The sequence below is a fragment of the Flavobacterium sp. LHD-85 genome (genome assembly GCF_030929595.1).
In the GTDB taxonomy this organism is placed as follows: domain Bacteria; phylum Bacteroidota; class Bacteroidia; order Flavobacteriales; family Flavobacteriaceae; genus Flavobacterium.
The window spans coordinates 59698-80346 of sequence record NZ_JAVFVR010000009.1; the positions used below are offsets into that span (position 1 = coordinate 59698).

General features: G+C 32.7%; 17 protein-coding genes. All 17 read left to right on the plus strand.

The features are described from left to right. The first annotated feature begins 29 nt into the window (after positions 1-29). The 17 genes from lpxD to fabG all read left to right on the plus strand — a co-directional run bounded on the left by lpxD (position 30) and on the right by fabG (position 20621). Positions 30-1073, plus strand: a complete 1044-nt coding sequence (gene lpxD / locus RB618_RS15500) for a UDP-3-O-(3-hydroxymyristoyl)glucosamine N-acyltransferase (RefSeq protein ID WP_308069574.1) — start codon at positions 30-32, stop codon at positions 1071-1073. Then, a complete protein-coding gene (locus tag RB618_RS15505; protein WP_274256683.1) occupies positions 1066-2454 on the plus strand; it encodes a bifunctional UDP-3-O-[3-hydroxymyristoyl] N-acetylglucosamine deacetylase/3-hydroxyacyl-ACP dehydratase in 1389 nt (462 codons plus the stop codon). Before lpxD ends, RB618_RS15505 begins: the two co-directional genes overlap by 8 nt. Positions 2455-2528: 74 nt before the next feature. Continuing rightward, positions 2529-3314, plus strand: coding sequence for an acyl-ACP--UDP-N-acetylglucosamine O-acyltransferase (gene lpxA, locus RB618_RS15510; RefSeq protein WP_091497682.1), 786 nt, complete (start codon positions 2529-2531; stop codon positions 3312-3314). Positions 3315-3406: 92 nt separating this feature from the next. Further along, complete coding sequence (gene efp / locus RB618_RS15515; RefSeq protein ID WP_306155226.1) at positions 3407-3973, plus strand: elongation factor P; 567 nt, start codon at positions 3407-3409, stop codon at positions 3971-3973. Positions 3974-4094: 121 nt separating this feature from the next. After that, on the plus strand, positions 4095-5024 hold the full coding sequence (locus RB618_RS15520) for a UDP-3-O-(3-hydroxymyristoyl)glucosamine N-acyltransferase (protein WP_308069575.1): 930 nt from the start codon (positions 4095-4097) through the stop codon (positions 5022-5024). 1 nt (position 5025) lies between these two features. Further along, positions 5026-5388: a nuclear transport factor 2 family protein gene (locus tag RB618_RS15525; protein ID WP_111378075.1), complete on the plus strand. Its 363-nt coding sequence runs from the start codon at positions 5026-5028 to the stop codon at positions 5386-5388. Between the two features lie 86 nt (positions 5389-5474). Beyond that, positions 5475-6347 carry a succinate--CoA ligase subunit alpha gene (gene sucD / locus RB618_RS15530; protein WP_308069576.1) on the plus strand — a complete coding sequence of 291 codons (873 nt, stop codon included), beginning with the start codon at positions 5475-5477 and terminating at the stop codon, positions 6345-6347. 141 nt (positions 6348-6488) lie between these two features. Beyond that, on the plus strand, positions 6489-6917 hold the full coding sequence (locus tag RB618_RS15535) for a hypothetical protein (RefSeq protein ID WP_308069577.1): 429 nt from the start codon (positions 6489-6491) through the stop codon (positions 6915-6917). 123 nt (positions 6918-7040) lie between these two features. After that, positions 7041-9485, plus strand: coding sequence for a T9SS type A sorting domain-containing protein (locus RB618_RS15540; RefSeq protein ID WP_308069578.1), 2445 nt, complete (start codon positions 7041-7043; stop codon positions 9483-9485). A 461-nt stretch (positions 9486-9946) separates the two neighbouring features. Then, positions 9947-10552 carry a sigma-70 family RNA polymerase sigma factor gene (locus RB618_RS15545; protein ID WP_308069579.1) on the plus strand — a complete coding sequence of 202 codons (606 nt, stop codon included), beginning with the start codon at positions 9947-9949 and terminating at the stop codon, positions 10550-10552. Between the two features lie 90 nt (positions 10553-10642). Continuing rightward, positions 10643-11758, plus strand: coding sequence for a FecR family protein (locus RB618_RS15550; RefSeq protein ID WP_308069580.1), 1116 nt, complete (start codon positions 10643-10645; stop codon positions 11756-11758). 230 nt (positions 11759-11988) lie between these two features. Further along, positions 11989-15690 carry a SusC/RagA family TonB-linked outer membrane protein gene (locus RB618_RS15555; RefSeq protein ID WP_308069581.1) on the plus strand — a complete coding sequence of 1234 codons (3702 nt, stop codon included), beginning with the start codon at positions 11989-11991 and terminating at the stop codon, positions 15688-15690. Between the two features lie 11 nt (positions 15691-15701). Then, positions 15702-17180, plus strand: coding sequence for a RagB/SusD family nutrient uptake outer membrane protein (locus RB618_RS15560; RefSeq protein ID WP_308069582.1), 1479 nt, complete (start codon positions 15702-15704; stop codon positions 17178-17180). Positions 17181-17197: 17 nt separating this feature from the next. Beyond that, on the plus strand, positions 17198-18058 hold the full coding sequence (locus tag RB618_RS15565) for a putative zinc-binding metallopeptidase (protein WP_308069583.1): 861 nt from the start codon (positions 17198-17200) through the stop codon (positions 18056-18058). A gap of 34 nt (positions 18059-18092) precedes the next feature. Then, positions 18093-19439 carry a DUF4302 domain-containing protein gene (locus RB618_RS15570; protein ID WP_308069584.1) on the plus strand — a complete coding sequence of 449 codons (1347 nt, stop codon included), beginning with the start codon at positions 18093-18095 and terminating at the stop codon, positions 19437-19439. Positions 19440-19447: 8 nt separating this feature from the next. Then, complete coding sequence (locus RB618_RS15575; protein WP_308069585.1) at positions 19448-19624, plus strand: hypothetical protein; 177 nt, start codon at positions 19448-19450, stop codon at positions 19622-19624. 250 nt (positions 19625-19874) lie between these two features. Next, positions 19875-20621: a 3-oxoacyl-[acyl-carrier-protein] reductase gene (gene fabG / locus RB618_RS15580; protein WP_111369193.1), complete on the plus strand. Its 747-nt coding sequence runs from the start codon at positions 19875-19877 to the stop codon at positions 20619-20621. Positions 20622-20649 lie beyond the last annotated feature (28 nt).

Genomic DNA, 20649 nt, shown 5'->3' on the forward strand with positions numbered 1-20649 from the left:
TAAAATCTATTTTTTATATTTTTGTCGCGATGAAATTTACAGCAGAACAAATAGCAGGAATTTTAGAAGGAGAAGTTGTTGGAAATCCCAATGCAGAAGTTTCTAAGCTTTCTAAAATCGAAGAAGGAGAGGAAGGATCTCTTACTTTTTTGGCTAATCCGAAGTATATCAATTATATATATACTACAAAAGCGACAGTAACAATTGTTAATGATAGCTTTATTCCTGAACAGGAAATTAGTACTACACTTATAAAAGTAGAAGATGCTTATGCGGCGTTTTCTAAACTTTTGCATTTTTATAATCAGGTAAAATTAAACAAGAACGGTATCGAACCTCAGTCTTTCATGTCTGAAGGAACTAAATATGGTGAGAATCTATATTTAGGGAGTTTTAGTTATGTTGGGCAAAATGTAGTTTTAGGTAATAATGTAAAAATTTACCCAAATAGCTTTATTGGGGACAATGTTGTTATTGGCGATAATGTATTCATTTTTGCTGGTGCAAAAATTTATTCTGAAACTGTAATTGGTAATAATTGCACAGTTCATTCTGGTGTTATTATAGGTGCAGATGGTTTTGGTTTTGCTCCAAATGAAAATGGAGAATATAGTAAAGTGCCTCAAATCGGAAATGTTATTATTGAAGATAATGTAGATATTGGAGCTAATACTACAATTGATAGAGCAACTCTTGGTTCTACAATAATAAGAAAAGGAGTTAAATTAGACAATCAGATTCAGATTGCCCATAATGTAGAAATAGGAAAAAATACTGTAATAGCGGCTCAAAGCGGTGTTGCAGGCTCTACAAAAATTGGCGAAAACTGTATGATTGGTGGACAGGTAGGTATTGCAGGTCACTTAACAATAGGAAATAATGTTAGGCTTCAAGCGCAGTCGGGTGTAGCCAGAAACATTAAAGATGATGAAGTTTTGCAAGGAACTCCATCTCTTGGATATACGGATTTTAATAAATCGTACGTTCATTTTAAAAATCTGCCTAAGATTGTGGCTGAAGTTGAAGAATTAAAGAAACAAATAATAAACCCAAAAAATGGAAATAATGGTTAAACAGAAGACCATCAAAAATGAAATTTCGCTAACAGGAGTTGGTTTACACACTGGAAAAGAAGTTACAATGACTTTTAAACCTGCACCCGTTAATAATGGTTTCACTTTTGTAAGAGTAGATTTGCAAGGTCAACCAGTCATTGAGGCTGATGCTAATTATGTTGTTAATACTCAAAGAGGTACAAATCTTGAGAAACTTGGTGTAAAAATTCAGACACCAGAGCACGTTTTGGCTGCAGTAGTTGGATGCGATTTGGATAATATTATTATTGAATTGAATGCCTCTGAACTTCCAATTATGGATGGTTCATCAAAATATTTTGTTGAAGCTATTGAAAATGCTGGTATCGAAGAACAAGATGCGCAACGTAATGTGTACGTAGTAAAAGAAGTGATCTCTTTTACTGACGAAGCTACAGGAAGCGAAATTCTTGTTATGCCTAGCGATGAATATCAAGTGACAACTATGGTAGATTTTGGTACAAAAGTTTTAGGTACTCAAAACGCTACTCTTAAAAGCTTAGCAGATTTTAAATCTGAAATTGCAAGCTCTAGAACTTTTAGTTTTCTTCACGAATTAGAGTCATTGTTAGAGCACGGCCTTATTAAAGGTGGAGATTTAAATAATGCAATTGTTTATGTAGACAAAGAAATTTCTGAGTCTACAATGGCAAACTTAAAGAAAGCATTCGGTAAAGAAGAGATTTCTGTAAAGCCAAACGGGGTTTTAGACAACTTGACTTTACACTATCCAAACGAAGCAGCAAGACACAAATTGCTTGACGTAATTGGAGATTTGTCTTTAATTGGAGTTCGTATCCAAGGAAAAATTATTGCTAATAAACCAGGACACTTTGTAAATACTCAATTTGCAAAGAAATTGGCGAAAATTATCAAAATAGAGCAGAGAAATCATGTTCCTACTTATGATTTGCATCAAGAACCATTGATGGATATTCATAAAATCATGTCTATGCTTCCTCACAGACCTCCATTTTTGTTGATTGACAGAATTATAGAAATGTCTGATCGTCACGTAGTAGGATTGAAAAATGTTACTATGAATGAGAATTTCTTTGTAGGTCACTTTCCAGAAGCACCAGTTATGCCAGGTGTATTAATTGTAGAAGCAATGGCACAAACAGGTGGAATTTTAGTGTTAAGCACTGTTCCAGATCCTGAAAATTATTTGACATACTTCATGAAAATTGATAATGTTAAATTTAAGCACAAAGTATTGCCAGGTGATACTTTAATCTTTAAATGTGAGTTAATTTCTCCTATCAGAAGAGGAATTTGTCATATGCAGGCAAACGCTTATGCAAATGGTAAATTAGTTACTGAAGCAGAATTAATGGCACAAATAGCAAGAAAACAATAATAAATTATCAAATTTATTGTTTAGGTTTGTTGCTTCAAATTAGAATATTTTAATTAAAAATATAAAACATACAGATGAATCAACCATTAGCATATGTTCATCCAGGCGCGAAAATCGCTAAAAACGTTGTAATAGAGCCATTTACAACAATTCACAATAATGTTGTTATTGGTGATGGTACTTGGATTGGTTCAAACGTGACCATTATGGAAGGTGCTCGAATTGGAAAAAATTGTAATATTTTTCCAGGAGCTGTAATTTCTGCGGTGCCACAAGACTTGAAATTCGGAGGTGAAGATTCTCTTGCAATTATCGGTGATAATTGTACAATTAGAGAATGCGTAACTATAAATAGAGGAACAATTGCTTCTGGTCAGACTGTAATTGGAAACAATTGTTTGGTAATGGCGTATGCTCACATTGCGCACGACTGTGAGATTGGAAATAATGCAATTATTGTAAACGGTGTTGCATTGGCAGGTCACGTAGTTGTTGGTAATCATGCAGTAATTGGAGGTTTAGCTGCGATTCACCAGTTTATCCATATTGGAGATCATGCTATGATTTCTGGAGGATCTTTGGTTAGAAAAGACGTTCCTCCATTTACAAAAGCAGCAAAAGAGCCTTTGTCTTATGTTGGAATCAACTCTGTAGGTTTAAGAAGAAGAGGATTTACAACTGAAAAAATTAGAGAAATTCAGGAAATCTACAGAATTTTATACCAAAAGAATTACAATACAACTCAAGCTTTAAGTATTATTGAGGCTGAAATGGAAGCGACTCCTGAAAGAGATGAAATTCTAGATTTTATTAGAAATTCTTCTCGAGGAATTATGAAAGGTTATTCAGGAAATTATTAAAAATTAAGTTTAATTGTTTATTTGTTTAATCGTTTAATCGAAAAAACAGTTAAACGGTTAAACGATTAAACAAAAAAATAAAACAAATACAAATGGCATCTACATCAGATATTAGAAACGGATTGTGTATTAAATTTAATCACGATATCTATAAAATTATTGAATTTCTTCACGTAAAGCCTGGAAAAGGTCCAGCTTTCGTAAGAACAAAATTGAAAAGTTTAACTTCTGGTAAAGTATTAGATAATACTTTCTCAGCAGGTCATAAAATTGACGTTATTCGTGTTGAAACACATACATTTCAATATTTATACCCAGAAGGTGACGAGTTTCACTTCATGAATGCTGAAACGTTTGAGCAAATTTCTTTAAACAAAAACATTTTGGATGCTCCAGATTTATTAAAAGAAGGAACAAATGTAATGGTTCAAATCAATACAGAAACAGATTTACCATTATCAGTAGATATGCCAACCTCTGTAATTCTTGAAGTTACTTATGCTGAGCCTGGAGTAAAAGGAAACACAGCAACAAATGCAACAAAATCTGCTACAGTTGAGACGGGAGCAACAATTAATGTTCCGTTGTTTATCAACGAAGGTGATAAAATTAAAATTGATACAGCTTCAGGTTCATACATGGAGCGTGTTAAAGAATAGTTATTTTAATTAAGATAATTTGACAATGAGTCAATTAGATAATTTGTGAATCGACATAATTTTGTATATTCACATTCTAATTGACTCATTTTCTAATTTACAAGTTTTCTAATTATACTATATGAAATTTCCAAAGAGTCATTCTTTACAAGAAATTGCCAATTTGCTTAATTGCAAATTTATTGGAGACAAAGACTTTCAAGTTTTAGGCATGAACGAGATACACGTTGTAGAGCGTGGAGATATTGTCTTTGTTGACCACCCAAAATATTACGATAAAGCTTTGCAATCGGCTGCGACTATTGTTTTAATTAATAAAGAAGTAGAATGTCCGGAAGGTAAAGCTCTTTTGATTTCTGATGATCCATTTAGAGATTTTAATATTCTTACGAAACATTTTAAACCATTCCAGTTTGCTAATGTGGCTATTGCCTCTTCTGCAGAAATAGGAGAGGGAACTGTTATTCAGCCAAATACTTTTGTTGGAAACAATGTTAAGATTGGTAAAAACTGTCTGATACATTCTAATGTTTCTATTTACGACCATACGGTAATTGGAGACAATGTAATTATACATGCTGGAACTATTTTAGGAGCCGATGCTTTTTATTATAAAAAACGTCCAGAAGGCTTTGATCAATTAGTTTCTGGCGGAAGAGTTGTTATTGAAGATAATGTTGGCATTGGTGCTTTATGTACAATCGATAAAGGCGTTACAGGTGATACAACTATTGGCGCAGGTTCTAAGTTGGATAATCAGGTGCATGTTGGGCATGATACTGTAATAGGTAAGAAATGTCTTATTGCTTCTCAAACCGGTATTGCGGGTTGTGTGATTATTGAAGATGAAGTAACTTTATGGGGTCAAGTAGGAACTACAAGCGGCATAACAATTGGCGCAAAAGCAGTTGTGATGGGGCAAACAGGAGTAACTAAATCAGTTGAAGGAGGAAAATCGTATTTTGGAACTCCAATTGAAGAATCTAGAGAAAAATTGAAACAATTAGCCAATATCAAGAAGATTCCTGAAATTTTAAGTAAATTGAAGTAATATGTCTATTAAAGAATTTGTTCAGAAATTTTATAAGTCAGATGCCTTAATTGATAGCGAAATTTTAAAAACATATCTGCATCCTGATGTAACACTTGAATGGAACAGCAGTAAAGGTTTTATTCAGATGGATTATGATTCGATAATTGAAATGGCCAATGATCTTAGCCGTGCCTATGTGCGCTCTAAAGTTAGAATCAGTCATATTATTAGCGAAGATGATTTAGTATCAGTGCGTTACTCTCATTTTGTAAAAACAATTGAGAATCCGAGAGAAGAGATGCTTTTAGCACATTTTGCAACCATTTGGCAAATAAAAGATGATAAACTTTATAGAGGTTATCAAATGAGTCAATTTTCTTAATATTTTTTTGACAATAAAAGAGTCAAAATACATTACAAAACCTTATTTTTGCAACACAAATTTAAAAACTACATAAAATATATATCATGAGTGTTTTAGTTAATAAAGATTCCAAAATAATTGTTCAGGGATTTACAGGAAGCGAAGGTACTTTCCATGCTTCTCAAATGATTGAGTACGGTACTAATGTTGTTGGAGGTGTTACTCCAGGAAAAGGTGGTACTAGCCATTTAGATCGTCCAGTTTTTAATACAGTAAAAGATGCTGTTGATCAAGCTGGTGCTGATACTTCTATCATTTTTGTTCCGCCAGCTTTTGCTGCTGATGCAATTATGGAAGCTGCTGATGCTGGAATTAAAGTAATTATTGCTATTACAGAAGGAATTCCTGTAGCAGATATGATTAAAGCAAATAATTATGTTAAAAAAAGAAATTCAAGATTAATTGGTCCAAACTGTCCAGGTGTAATTACTCCAGGTGAAGCTAAAGTTGGTATTATGCCAGGTTTCGTTTTCAAAAAAGGAACAGTTGGTATCGTTTCTAAATCAGGAACTTTAACTTACGAAGCTGCTGACCAAGTTGTAAAACAAGGTTTAGGTATCACTACAGCTATCGGAATTGGTGGAGATCCAATCATTGGAACTACAACTAAAGAAGCTGTTGAATTATTAATGAATGATCCAGAGACTGAAGCTATCATCATGATTGGTGAAATCGGTGGCCAACTTGAAGCTGATGCTGCAAGATGGGTAAAAGCTGATGGTAACCGTAAACCAGTTATTGGTTTTATCGCTGGAGAAACTGCTCCTGCTGGTAGAACAATGGGTCACGCAGGTGCAATCGTTGGTGGTTCTGATGATACAGCTGCTGCTAAAAAACAAATTATGAGAGACAACGGAATTCACGTTGTTGATTCACCAGCTGAAATTGGTAAAAAAGTAAAAGAAGTACTTGGATAATTTTCAAGTCTCAAAATAACAAATTCCAAAAAAAAGTCTCAATATCCTGTTGAGACTTTTTTCCATTTTAAAGGCTGAGGCTTAAATGAAAAAAACTTAGCATCTCAGAACCTCAGTATCTTAGAAGCTTAAAAAGAAAATATGTACAAAGAATTAGAAAAATTTAAATCAACAAACAGTTTTACTTTTACTGTAAATGATAGTCTTGAAGAGGCTTGTAATGCTCCAGAAGGAAGTGCTGGAATTTTTGTTGTATATGCGGTTGAAGGTGATGCAAAAGAGCTTATCATGGTTGGTTCTACTGGAACTGTTCAAAACGATGGAACTTTAAAAAGTAAAAATGGCGGACTTTATGATAAAATCGTAAACGGACATCAGTTTGCTAAAACGGGAAGAAAATATTCTTGGCCCGCTCAAATGAAATTAGAAAGCATTGATGCTTTAGAAGTAGTTTGGTACGAAACTTTTGCTGGAGATGTAAAAGCAATTCCAACTGCTGTTGAAGGACAGGTTTTGCAAAACTTCTTAGATGAAAATGGCAAACTGCCTAGATGGAATGTAGCTTTTTAAGTTCCTTTTAATCTGAATATTATCAAAAAACCTTATTATTTAATTAGTAAGGTTTTTTTTATGAAGTTGTAGGTTTTTAGTTTTCGGTTTTATATATTTAAACACCAAAAACAAATAAAAACTATGATAAAAAACTACCTACTATTACTGGCTTTGTGCTTTTTTTCTTCCATAAATGCACAAATAATTAATATTCCAGATGCTAATTTCAAGGCAAAACTTTTGCAAGCGAATGGAACTAATACGATCGCAAAAGATTTAAATTCTAATTATTTTAAGATTGATTCTAACAGCAATGGTGAAATTGAAATAGCCGAAGCATTAAATGTGAGCTATTTAGATTTAAGAGATTCTAGTATTTCATCGCTGGATCAATTGTCAAATTTTTCTAATCTGACTGATTTTAATTGTTCAAATAATAATTTGGGAATATTAGATGTTAGTAGTCTAAAGAAGCTTACAAGACTGGTATGCTCTTCAAATTTAATTACTGATTTAAATCTTTCAGATTTAAATAAAATAAGCACGCTTATTTGTGCGCAAAATAAATTAATCTCTTTGAATGTTGCAAACTTAGTTAACTTAAGAATATTTGAGTGTAACGATAATGCTTTAAGTGCTTTAGATGTTTCGAATAGTTCTGTTTTAATGGAGCTTGTTTGTTATAAAAACAAGCTTACGGAATTAAAACTCCCTAATTCATCATTGTTATGGTTTTTCAGATGTGCTCAAAATTTATTGCCTAACTTAGATGTTACAAAACTACCAAATCTTCAGTATTTTGATTTTTGGGATAATAAAATAACCTCTCTTGATTTTTCTAATTCTAAAAAAATAACTGATTGTTATGGTGGAGCAAATCCAATTGAATCTATTGATTTGTCAAATCAAGAACTTTTAGAAACTTTATGGATTGGGCATACACTAATTAAATCTTTAGATATTAGTAATTCGAAAAGCTTAAAAGAGTTAAATATATCAGACTGTCCAAATTTAGAATTTCTAAATATTAAAAACGGAACTATTAAAAATTTAAGTTTTTTAGAGGCACCTTTAAATCCGTTGGGTTACAATGGACTTAATTTTTCAAATTGCCCAAATCTGCAGTATATCTGCGATGACGATTCTAATTTGGAGGCTATTGCAAATAAAATTGCGCCATATAAATATGAAAATTGCTTGGTTGGAAATTATTGCTCATTTGAACCAGGTGGAGCAAATTACACTATAAAAGGCAAAAGTCAGATTGATGTTGACAGTAATGGCTGTGATGCTGGTGATATAGGAGCCTCATACTTAAAGTTTTCAATTTTTGACGGCACAAAATTGCAGAATTTTGTCGCAGATTTAAATGGCAATTATTCTTTAAAAGTTCCTGCGGGTTCTTATAAAATAACTCCTATTATTGAAAATGCAAGCTATTTTACGATTTCACCGTCTTCTATAGATATCGTTTTTCCAACACAGGTTAGTCCTTTCAATCAAGATTTTTGTATTGCGCCAAATGGTTCTCATAACGATTTAGAAGTTGCAATATTGCCAATCGACGTTGCAAGACCTGGTTTTGATGCAAAGTATAAATTAGTTTATAAAAATAAAGGAACTACTGCTCAAGCGGGAGCTATAACTTTTAATTTTGACGATTCAGTTTTGGATTTTATTTCTTCGAACAATGGAATTTCTAGTCAAACTTCGAATCAATTAGTTTGGAATTTTTCAAATCTAAAGCCTTTTGAAAGCAGAGAAATAGAATTGGTTTTAAATGTGAATTCTCCCGTTGAAACTCCAGCGGTAAATATTGGAGAGATATTTAAATATAAAGCTGTAATCAGCTCTACGGAACCAGAGGAAACAGTTGGAGATAATAGTTTTGAGCTTAATCAAACCGTTGTAGGTTCTTATGATCCAAATGATAAAAGATGTTTAGAAGGGAATGTCATTAAACCAGAACTAATTGGCGAGTATGTTCACTATCTAATTCGTTTTGAAAATACTGGAAATTATAACGCTGAAAATGTCGTGATTAAAGATGTGATTGATACTTCAAAATTTGATGTATCCACATTAGTTCCTACCAGTGCAAGCCATTCTTACACAACAAAAATTTCTGATGGAAACAAAGTAGAATTTATCTTCGAAAAAATAAATCTTCCTTTTGATGATGCTAATAATGATGGTTATATTGCCTTTAAAATTAAAACATTGCCAACTTTAAATATTGGTGATTCGTTTGAAAATGAAGCCAATATTTATTTTGACTATAATTTTCCAGTTTTAACAAACAAGGAAACATCAACTTTTAAAACTTTAGGAAGACAGGACTTTGAACTTTCATCGCATTTTAATATTTATCCAAATCCAGTTCAAAATTATTTGCAAATAGAATCTAAAGATTTTGTAGAAATAGAATCGATTTATGTGTATAATATTTTAGGACAATTGATTCAGGTAATTCCGAATGCTCAGAATATTTCAAAAATTGATGTTTCTAGATTTCAGTCAGGAAACTATCTTCTTCAAATTAATACTGCTTCTGGAATTTCATCCACGAAATTTATTAAGATCTAAAAGAGCTTTCTTTTCAAAAAGGCCTTACAGAAGTAAGGCCTTTTTTTTTGAATTTTAATTCAATTAAATGATTCTTGTCAGATGCCAATTGCATTATAACAATTATGTTAATGAAAATTTAATTTAAAGTAAATTTAACTTTAATTGAAAAAAATAAGGTAAATACTGATAAATTTGAAAAAAGAATCAAATTTTTGCTAATTATTGGGTTTTAATTATTTGCTTTTCTATATTTATCACACAAAAACAAAAAATAATGTTAAAATATGACTCTTTTTGAGATAGTAAAATGTGGTGAAATGTAAGACACTTGTTTAATTTTTGTTAAATTAAAGTTCGTTTTTAATCCATTTTAAATTTTTAAAGAATCAAATTTTAGACAATAACTTAAACCTCTTGCAATTAATCGTCTTTTTAGAATAACCTAAAATAATTGGATTTTTTGCGCCAAAGTATTTTGTATGAGCCAAATTTTAAAAAACAAGGTTTTAGACGATTTTATTCTATGGAATAACTTGAAAAATGGTAATGAGAAATCTTTCTCTTTGCTTTTTGAAAAGTACTATAGAGACTTGATTAATTACGGCAATTCACTTTGTCCTTATGAAGAAAAAGTACAAGATTGTATTCAAGATGTTTTTGCTGATATTTGGCTTTATCGTGATTCTCTACAAGATAATGTAATCGTTAAAGCGTATCTGCTTTCTAGCGTTAGAAAGAGAATTGCTCGTTTGCATGAAAGAGATCATGTTTTTAGAAAAACCACAACTACAGATGCTTTAGAATTTCTTTTTGACTTTTCTATAGAAAATGATTTAGTAGAAGATGAAGTAACAGCCGAACGTGTTCTTCTTTTGAATAAATTATTAAATGATTTGCCTGTACGCCAGAAAGAGGCATTGTATTTACGTTATCACCAAGGTTTGAGCGTAGATCAAATTGCCGATTTATTGGAGATGAATTATCAGTCTGCGAGTAATCTTTTGCATCGCGGTTTGTTAAGTCTTCGTAAGGAATGGAAAGGCAGTATTCCGCTTCTAGTACTTATATCTTCAGGAGTTTTTTAAAAAATTAAGAAAAAATTAAAAAAAAATCTTAAATAGGTGAGTATATAATAAAAAAAGTGTCCTCTATGTTTTTGTAACCTTAATAGTAAGATGCAAAAACGTAACAATTATACCGAAATAGAAGACTTTCTGGCTGATGAATCTTTTCAATTATGGATTTTATCTAAAGTTGATGAACAAGGCTGGGAAGAGTGGACTCTCGAAAATCTGCAAAGAGCCAAGCTTGTTGAAGATGCTAGACTCGTACTTTTGGCGATGCGAGCTCCACAATCTCATTTGTCTTCAAATGAAGTTCATGAAGCCTTACAGAAAACTTGGCATAAAATTGAGCAAAGAGAAGAACTTTCTAAACAAACTTCAAAAAACAAAAAACTTAAAATCGAGCGATACTGGATTAGTGGTATTGCTGCAGCTATTTTGGTTGGAATCTTCTCCGTATGGTTTTTTAAAAACAATATTGTAACTACTGACAATGTAATTACATACAACGAACTGGTTCAGGATAATGATGAAGGCTTGGTAGAACAAACCAACAATTCTGAAAAATCACAGATCATCACTTTATCTGATGGAAGTTCGGTCTTATTGCAACCCAATAGTAAATTAAGTTATCCTAAAATCTTTACCGGAAACGAAAGAAAGGTGTATTTATCCGGCGAAGGTTTCTTTGAAATTAGTAAAAATCCTAAAAAGCCTTTTTTTGTTTACGCTAACGAAATCGTGACTCGAGTTGTTGGAACAAGCTTTAGAATAAAAGCATATCCAGATCAGCAGAATGTTGAAGTTCTCGTTCGCACCGGTAAAGTTAAAGTAAAATCTAATGATTTAGTTCGTGCTGCTGAAAATGAAGAAATTGTTTTGCTTCCTAATCAGGCATTGCGTTTTGCACGTAAAGAGTTAGTATTTAATAAAATAACCAATATTACCGAAGATTCTATTTTGGTTAATAGTGTTAGAAATATCGAACAGTTAAGTTTTGAATTTACTGATATTCCTGTAGCGCAAATTCTTGAAACTATCGAGCAGGCTTATTTAGTAGATATTGATTTTCCTCATGACAAATTGAAAGATTGCCGATTAACTACTTCTCTAAGTGACCAGCCATTGGCCGAGAAGTTGAAAATAATCTGTAAAAGTATTGGAAACGATACCAATTATGAAATGAATGGAAATCAGATTGTAATTACAACTTCTGGCTGTAACTAGAGGCTTGATTCCAATCAGAAAATAAAAAAAGAAAATCCAAAATTGAGCTAATTAAAAACTAAAAATAAAATATATAACTGCCTATGTAAAAAATAAATACATAAAAAAAGTGCCGAGAATGCTGTAACATTAACGACACTTAAATCTGAATAAATCACTCTCTGTAAAGAGTAATTTATGATGTTTCTTAAAATACACTCGAATAGTATTAATCAAAACAAACCAAAATTATGAAAAAACCTGTTGTCAAGCAACGATTACTTCACCAAATCATGAAAATAACGCTGTTTCAGTTTGTGTTAGCACTTGTGTTTTCAAGTGTTACTCTCGCAAATAATGTAAATGGGCAGAAAAAATTAGATACTAAAGTAACTATTACAGTTGATAACCTAACTTTAGATAGTGCTTTATCAAAAATTGAAAAATCTGCGCATGTAAAATTTTCCTATAACTCAAGACTTCCTCAGCTTGGAGAGAAAGTAAGTATAGAAGCAAATCAAGAAACTCTGGCTAGTATTTTGAGCAGAGTTCTGGTGCCTTTTAATATTACTTTTTCTGAAGTGAGTAATCAGATTGTGCTTCAAAAAAGCAACGCTTCTTTTTCCAATGCGAATAATCATGATTCTTTGTTCGAAATTTTGACTTTTGGTCCAATTATAAAAGGAAAAGTTACAGATCAAAGTGGGTCTCCACTTCCTGGAGCTACTGTAATGGCAAAAGGAACGAAAACTGCTGTATTAACAGATTTTGATGGAAATTTCTCTATCGAAATGCCTGCAAACGTTGATCGTTTGGTTATTTCTTATGTTGGCATGGAGACAAAAGAAATCGGAATTAATAATCCTACGCCAACTGTAGTTTTAACTGAGGCAGGGCAGAATCTTAAAGAAGTTGTAGTTACAACTGGATATGAAAAAACTTCGAAAAGAACATTTACAGGAGCAATCAGTAAAATTTCAGGTGCTGAATTAAAAGTGGATGGTGTTGTAGATGTTAGTAGAATGATTGAAGGAAAAGCGGCAGGGGTAACGGTACAAAACGTTACGGGTACATTTGGTACAGCTCCTAAAATTACAGTGCGTGGATCTTCTTCAATTTTTGGAGACACTAAGCCTTTATGGGTAATTGATGGAGTGGTTCAAGAGGATATTATTAACATCACATTTGCAGATTTAGCTTCTGGAAACTCAGAGACTTTATTAAGTTCATCTGTTGCAGGATTAAATGCAAACGATATTCAAAATATTGAAATTCTAAAAGATGCATCTGCAACTTCTATCTATGGTTCAAGATCTTTAAATGGTGTTGTAGTTGTAACAACAAAGCAGGGACGAAGAGATTCTCCTTTAAAAGTAAGTTATAGTTTGGAGCAGACAGTAAGAAGTGTGCCAAATTATTCGCAATATGATATCTTGAATTCTCAAGAATCTATGAGTATTTTTAAAGAAATGGAGTCTAAAGGATTTTTAGATTTGCCATCTACTGTTCAGGGGCGTTATGGAGGAGTTTATAATATTTTAGGCAGAGCTATTAATACTTATGTGCCAGAAACAGGAGGTTATTTGGTTAATAATGACCCAGTGAGCCGTAATAATTTCTTAAGAAAATACGAATTGGCAAACACTGATTGGTTTAGTGTTTTATTTAGACCAGCCATTACACAAAATCACTCTTTAAGCTTTTCTGGCGGTGGAAAAAACAATACATTTTATGCTTCTTTAGGATATTATACAGATCCAGGATGGACTATTGCCGATAATGTAAAACAATTATCTTCTAACATTAAAGGAACTTTTTATATCAATGATAGATTAAATCTTACTTTATCTACTTTGGCGTCTATCAGACAGCAAGGTGCTCCGGGTACTTATGAAAGCCAGAAAGATCAAGTATTTGGAAAAGTAACCAGAGATTTTGATATTAATCCTTTTAGTTATGTTTTAAATACTAGTAGAACTTTAAGACCATACGACGAAAATGGTAATCTAGAGTATTATAGAAATAACTGGGCGCCAATGAATATTATCAATGAGTTGAAAACAAACTTTTTGGATATTGATGTAAAAGATATTCGTTTTCAATTGGATTTAGATTATAAAATCACGCCACATCTTACTTATAATCTAACAGGTTCTGCACGTTATGCAAATACAAGCAGAGAGCACAAAATTTTAGAAGGATCAAACGTTGTGGGAGCTTACAACGCTATGGAAACAACAATTGTTCGAGATGAAAACATCTTTTTGTACCAAGATCCAAACGATTTATCTGCACCTCCAGTTTCTGTTTTACCAAACGGTGGTTTCTTAAGAAAATTTACAAACGATATGACTTCTTATAATTTAAGAAATAGTGTAAGTTATAGAAATGTTTTAAATGAAAAACACGAGTTAGAAGGTTTATTTGGAACAGAGTTAAGATCTGTAGACAGAACTAGTGACAACTTTACTGCGGCAGGACTTCAATATGATAGAGGATTGACAGCGTTTACAGATCCTAGACTTATTGAAAAAATAGTTAACGAAGGAAATTCATATTATGGTTTTAACGAAGAGAGAGAGCGTACAGTAGGTTTCTTTGGAAAAGTAGGTTATACTTACGACCGTCGTTACACAGGATCTATTACAGGTCGTTATGATGGGTCTAATAGACAAGGAGACAGTAATTCTTCACGTTGGTTGCCAACGTATACATTTAGTGGTAAATGGAATGTTGCTGAAGAAAACTTCATGAAAAGCGTAAAACCGATCAATAATTTAGCATTAAGAGCTTCTTATGGTTTAACTGCAACTGCTGGTCCAGCAACAAACTCTTTGGCTATTTATAAAAGTTTTATTGCTAATCGTTTAAATCTTAATGATAGAGAAACGGGTATTGAAATCGACCAATTGCAAAACGGTGATTTAACTTGGGAAAAACAGTTTGAAACTAATATTGGAGTTGATTTAGGGATGTTTAACAACAGAGTGCAGCTTGTAACTGATGTTTATAGCCGTAAAGCATTTGACTTGGTTGATTATGTTATTACTTCAGGAATTGGAGGACAGAAAATTAAGCAGGGTAACAATGCAAACATGGAGACAAAAGGTCTTGAAGTTGGTATAACAACTCAAAATATTGCAGGACGTGATTTTAAATGGTCAACAACACTTAATTTCTCAGTTTTCAATCAGGAAATTACAAAATTAGAAAACAAGCCAACTGCTTTTGATTTAATTGACGGTAATGGCGGAAATGCAATCGGACACCCAAGAAACTCAATTTATTCTTACCAGTTTACAGGGTTAAACCACGAAGGGCTTCCAACATTTGTTATGGCGCCAGGAGAGGATGATAACATTACAGGAGCAAATTTTCAAGATAATGATAATGTTACAGATTATTTGAAGTACGAAGGATCTATCGAACCAAATAAATCTATTGGTTTGGCAAATACCTTTACTTACAAAAATTGGTCATTGTATGTATTTATTGTTGGATCAGGTGGAAACAAAGTTCGTTTAAACCCAGTTTACGACAGCCGTTATGACGATTTAACTGTATTTACAAAAGAATTTACAAATCGTTGGATTAATCCAGGAGACGAAAATTATACAAATGTGCCAGTTATTGCAGACAAACGATTAATTACAAATTATGGTGGAGATGATTTCTTGCAAAGAGCCTATAATACTTATAACTATTCTGATGTGAGAATAGCAGACGGTGATTTTGTGAGATTGAAAAATATTTCATTAAGCTGGGAATTCCCTAAAGATTTTAAGAGAAAAATAGGAGTAAGCACATTTACATTAAAAGGATCAGCAGTTAATCCATGGTTGATTTATTCTGATAAAAAATTAAACGGTCAAGATCCTGAATTTCGTAATACAGGAGGAGTTGCATTTCCAATCACTTCTCAGTATACATTCACTTTAAATGTTTCATTATAATTAAGTTAATTATGAAAAATATAAAAATAGCACTTTCATTATTATTAGTGATTACTCTTACTGGCTGCGATGATTTTCTTTCAGAGACACCAGATAATAGAACGCAGATAGATACTCCAGATAAAATATCAGAATTGTTGGTTAATGCTTATCCGACAGGGGCAACTTATATGGACTTTGCCGAAACTATGTCAGATAACGTTTCAGATGGGCAATTGCCAGAAACTTTGAAAAAAAATGAGCAGAATTATAATTGGGAAATGCAAGACGAAACAAATGTAGACACGCAGGCCAGCTATTGGGAAGCATGTTACAGAGCAATCGCACATGCAAATAAGGCTTTACAAGCTATTGACCAATTAGGAAATACTCCAAATTTAAATCCGCAAAAAGGAGAAGCTTTGCTAGCTAGAGCTTATTCACACTTTATGCTTGTTTCTTTCTGGTCGCAAAGATACAACCCCGCTACTGCCGATAAGGATTTGGGTATTCCGTATGTAACTGAACCAGAAGAAGTATTAATTAAAAAATATACTAGAAATACAGTTAAAGAAGTTTTTGATTTTATTCAAAAAGATCTTGAAGAAGGATTAAAATTGGTTAACAATAACTACTCTGAACCTAAATTTCACTTTACTAAAGAAGCAGCAAATGCATTTGCAAGCCGTTTTTATTTAGTAAAAGGAGACTGGGATAGAGTTCTAGAAGTTACAGCAGGGATAGGTTCAAAGCCAGTAGGGAAATTAAGAAATTATTTAATATTTACTGCATTAGATCCTAACATTCAGTTTATTGAATATGCAAAAGCAGCAGAACCAGCAAATTTATTAATTGTTTCTTCTTATTCAATTTATGCAAGAGCAAGCAGTCGTAACAGATTTCACCTTGCAGGCGATAGAAGCCAAGGAATATTAGGAACAGGGACAAATATATTTGGAAAAGCATGGCTTTATAAAACCTATTCTTATAACAGCAGTTTGACAGTGTTCTCTCCAAAATTCAAAGAATATTTTAAATACACCAATTTAACAGCAAATATTGGAGAACCATACTTGGGGACAGTAGTTTTATCTTATGATGAATTTTATCTAAATAGAATTGAAGCTCTAGTTATGAAGAACCGTATTGCTGAGGCTAATACTGAATTAGAATATTTCTTCGGAACAAGAACTACAGGTTATAATCCTGCAACAGATAAGTTGACTGAAGCAAAAATTGTAGATAAATATCCAGTTGTTGCCGATGAGTATACACCTTTTTACACAATGACGCCAGTTCAAACATCTTATGTAAAAGCAATCGCAGAAACTAGAAGAAGAGATTTTATTCACGAAGGAATTAGATGGTTTGATGTGAAACGTTTTAATATTGAAGTGGTACACGAAACGTTTAACAAACCAACAAATATTTTAACAAAAAATGATAACCGCAGAGCATTGCAAATTCCGCTAAGCGCATCAAGTAATGGAATCGAAAAAAATCCTAGATAAATTTAATTTAAGATATTATGAAAATAGTAAATAAATATAAAAAAATAGCAGTATTTGTTGGGGTTTTAACTTTAGCTTCCTGCGCACATGAAGATCAGCCAACAGATAGCCAATTAGATTATAATCAGCCAGTAAAAACAGATTTAGATAATTGGATCGATTCTAATTATCTGGTTCCTTATAATATTAATGCACAATACAAATGGAATCAGAATACTGTAGACAATACAAGATATTTGTTTCCTCCAACAATTACCAAAGTGCAACCTGCATTAGAAGTAGTTAAACAAATATGGCTAAATAGTTATGCAGTAATTGGAGGGGCAGATTTTGTAAAAAAAATAGCTCCTAGAGAAATTGTTTTGGTTGGTGGTGTAAACTCAAATTCTAATGGAACGAGAACTTTGGGTATTGCTGAAGGCGGTCAAAGAATTACATTGTTCGAAGTTGATAACCTAAATGTAAAAAACCGTGCAATTGTTGCAGAATTCATTCACACTATCCAGCACGAGTATATTCATATCTTAAACCAGACTAAACCATTTGATGAACAGGCTTGGGGCAAAATAACACCTTCAGGATACACAGCAACTTGGCACTTAGAAACAACGGCTGCATCTAGAGAATTAGGTTTTATAACAAATTATGCACGTTCAAATGTCGTCGAAGATTTTGCAGAAACAGCTTCTGTAATTCTTATCAGTACAAAAGCAGAGTACGCAGCCATTTTAGCGGGTATAACAAGTGCAAAAGCTAGAGAAGATATCAAAAGAAAAGAAGCAATTGTAGTTCAGTATTTCAAAGATACCTTCAATATGGACTTTTATGCCTTGAGAGATGAAGCTGAGAAGAACACTACAGCTGTTATTGGTAACTAATATTCAACAATTGTAAAACTTTAAACGAAGTATAATGAAAATAAAAAATATATTTAAGTATGCAGCAGCTGTATCATTTGCAGTTTTGCTGTCAGCTTGTACAGATACAGAAGTTGAACAAAAATTTGACAAAACTCCAACAGAACGATTAAATGCTCAAAAAGAAGAATTGCAAAAAGCATTGCTTTCTTCTGAAAATGGTTGGAAAGCTGTTTATTTTACAGACAATAAGCAATTAGGAGGTTTTACGCATCTATTTAAATTCTTGCCAGACAATCAAGTAGAAATGGCATCTGATTTTAATACAGATACAAAAGTTTACAAGAGTAATTACGATATTCAATTAGGAAGTACTGTGAGCGTTGTTTTTACAACCAAAAATAGAATCCATTTATTGTCAGATTCAGGTGTGGCGCCAACTGCAGCATTGCGTGGTAAAGGATATTTGGGTGATTTCCAATTTTTGTACTATGGACAAGAAAATGGTGATATTGTTTTTAGAACAAATAGAACCTCTACAGAATTGCGTTTTGTTAAAGCAACTGCAGAAGATTGGACAGATTTATCTAAAAACTTTTTGATGGTTCCAAATATTATCGGTAGAAATACCACAGCTTTGTATAGAGGTTTGGAAGTGAATGATGGAACAAATAAGAAAACATACGATTTTAATGCCTTTTCGACTGTAACACGTTACACGACAGCTACCAATGCGACAGAGGTTTTAAGTATGGGAATTGGCTATACTCCAACCGGTATGATTGTAAGTCCGCCAATTGTTGTTGGAGAGCAAAAACTAAGTAATTTCATTTTTAATAGTGCAGATGGCAGTTTTACAGCAACAGGAACAAATGGAGTAAGCGCTTCATTGAAATACTCAGATAATATTCCGTTTTTTATTACAACTGATTATAGACCTATGCTAAAAAGTCCTTCTACAGCATACGGATACATTGCGGCAAATTTATCGACAGCACCATCTAACTCAGTTCGATGTAATGCATTGTTGGCAGCAATAAATAATAGTCTGCCATCTACACAAAAGGTAAACAGAGTTCAGTTTACTTTTAATGATGCAAACGGAGATAGTTATATCGCTTATACATTTACTGGCGGTAAAACAGCAATTTACCACAACATAACAGTAAAAGAAGATCCAGCAAACAAAACTTTGGTTTTAACTTCTGGAACGTGGGAGAACAATCTAGGAGCTGTAATTCCAACGCCAGATTTGTTAAAAGATATAGATGCAGAGCTTACAAATTCTAAAGGTTTATATGTGAAGAAAGAAGCTTTTACATATAATGCATCAAACAAAATTTACACATTTGCTAATGCTAATAATAATGGTTTTAGATTAACCACTTATGCATTCCAGTAATATTCATTATGATTAAAAAATATCTGACTCCAGCAACAATTGCAATTTTATTTTGGGGAATAGGGCTTTTAATTATAAACGAATACTATTATTCATATTTAAAACCTTATTTATATCTATCCATAATAATTGCAGTTGGTTGTGTAGTCTTTGATAAGATTAAAGAGGATGGAGAAGAGAAATAAAATTAAGAAATACATTTTCAAGAATGCCAAATGTTAATTGCTACACGCATTCTTAATTAACGAAACAAAATCACATTTAAACTTTTTTAGTTTTGTTTTTTTATTTTGGGGGGAACAGCTCATTTTATGAGCTGTTTTTTTTTGTTTTAGTAACATCTAAAATTCTTAAGCCAATTTTTGGATTACAAATTTTATTAAATGCCCAAATAATCTATATTTGTAATTCAAAAAATAAAACGAATACCTTAATATGAAATTACTAGAAGGAAAAGTTGCAATTATTACTGGTGCAAGCCGTGGAATTGGAAAAGGAATTGCTGAAGTTTTTGCTAAACATGGAGCAAACGTTGCTTTTACATATAGCTCATCTGCTGCATCTGCAGAAGCTTTAGAAGCAGAATTAAATAGTTTAGGAGTAAAAGCGAAAGGATACCAATCTAACGCAGCAGATTTTAACGAAGCTCAAACCTTTGTTGACGCTGTTTTAGCAGACTTTGGAACTGTAGATATCTTAATCAATAATGCCGGAATTACAAAAGACAACCTGTTAATGCGTATGTCTGAGGCAGATTTTGACCAAGTAATTGATGTAAACTTGAAATCGGTTTTTAATATGACAAAAGCGATTCAGAAAACTTTCTTGAAACAAAGAGCAGGATCTATCATCAACATTAGTTCTGTTGTAGGAGTTTCTGGAAACGCAGGTCAAACAAACTACGCTGCTTCTAAAGCTGGTGCAATCGGATTTACAAAATCTGTAGCTCTTGAGTTAGGTTCTCGTAACATTCGTTGCAATGCAATCGCTCCAGGTTTTATTGAAACGGAGATGACTGCAAAATTAAGCGAAGATGTAGTAAAAGGATGGAGAGAAGGTATTCCGTTGAAACGCGGAGGAACTCCTGAAGACGTAGCAAATGCTTGTTTATTCCTAGCTTCAGACATGAGCGGTTACATTACAGGACAAGTTCTTAATGTTTGCGGAGGAATGCTTACCTAAGATTCTAAGTTGCTAAGGTTCTGAGATA

Excerpts from the sequence above, each read along its gene's own strand:
- RB618_RS15570 (WP_308069584.1), top strand. The coding sequence starts at position 18,093 with ATGAAAATAAAAAATATATTTAAGTATGCAGCAGCTGTATCATTTGCA.
- fabG (WP_111369193.1), top strand. The coding sequence starts at position 19,875 with ATGAAATTACTAGAAGGAAAAGTTGCAATTATTACTGGTGCAAGCCGT.
- RB618_RS15505 (WP_274256683.1), top strand. The coding sequence starts at position 1,066 with ATGGTTAAACAGAAGACCATCAAAAATGAAATTTCGCTAACAGGAGTT.
- RB618_RS15535 (WP_308069577.1), top strand. The coding sequence starts at position 6,489 with ATGTACAAAGAATTAGAAAAATTTAAATCAACAAACAGTTTTACTTTT.
- RB618_RS15520 (WP_308069575.1), top strand. The coding sequence starts at position 4,095 with ATGAAATTTCCAAAGAGTCATTCTTTACAAGAAATTGCCAATTTGCTT.
- RB618_RS15540 (WP_308069578.1), top strand. The coding sequence starts at position 7,041 with ATGATAAAAAACTACCTACTATTACTGGCTTTGTGCTTTTTTTCTTCC.
- efp (WP_306155226.1), top strand. The coding sequence starts at position 3,407 with ATGGCATCTACATCAGATATTAGAAACGGATTGTGTATTAAATTTAAT.
- RB618_RS15575 (WP_308069585.1), top strand. The coding sequence starts at position 19,448 with ATGATTAAAAAATATCTGACTCCAGCAACAATTGCAATTTTATTTTGG.
- RB618_RS15555 (WP_308069581.1), top strand. The coding sequence starts at position 11,989 with ATGAAAAAACCTGTTGTCAAGCAACGATTACTTCACCAAATCATGAAA.
- RB618_RS15525 (WP_111378075.1), top strand. The coding sequence starts at position 5,026 with ATGTCTATTAAAGAATTTGTTCAGAAATTTTATAAGTCAGATGCCTTA.
- RB618_RS15560 (WP_308069582.1), top strand. The coding sequence starts at position 15,702 with ATGAAAAATATAAAAATAGCACTTTCATTATTATTAGTGATTACTCTT.
- RB618_RS15565 (WP_308069583.1), top strand. The coding sequence starts at position 17,198 with ATGAAAATAGTAAATAAATATAAAAAAATAGCAGTATTTGTTGGGGTT.
- lpxD (WP_308069574.1), top strand. The coding sequence starts at position 30 with ATGAAATTTACAGCAGAACAAATAGCAGGAATTTTAGAAGGAGAAGTT.
- RB618_RS15550 (WP_308069580.1), top strand. The coding sequence starts at position 10,643 with ATGCAAAAACGTAACAATTATACCGAAATAGAAGACTTTCTGGCTGAT.
- lpxA (WP_091497682.1), top strand. The coding sequence starts at position 2,529 with ATGAATCAACCATTAGCATATGTTCATCCAGGCGCGAAAATCGCTAAA.
- sucD (WP_308069576.1), top strand. The coding sequence starts at position 5,475 with ATGAGTGTTTTAGTTAATAAAGATTCCAAAATAATTGTTCAGGGATTT.
- RB618_RS15545 (WP_308069579.1), top strand. The coding sequence starts at position 9,947 with ATGAGCCAAATTTTAAAAAACAAGGTTTTAGACGATTTTATTCTATGG.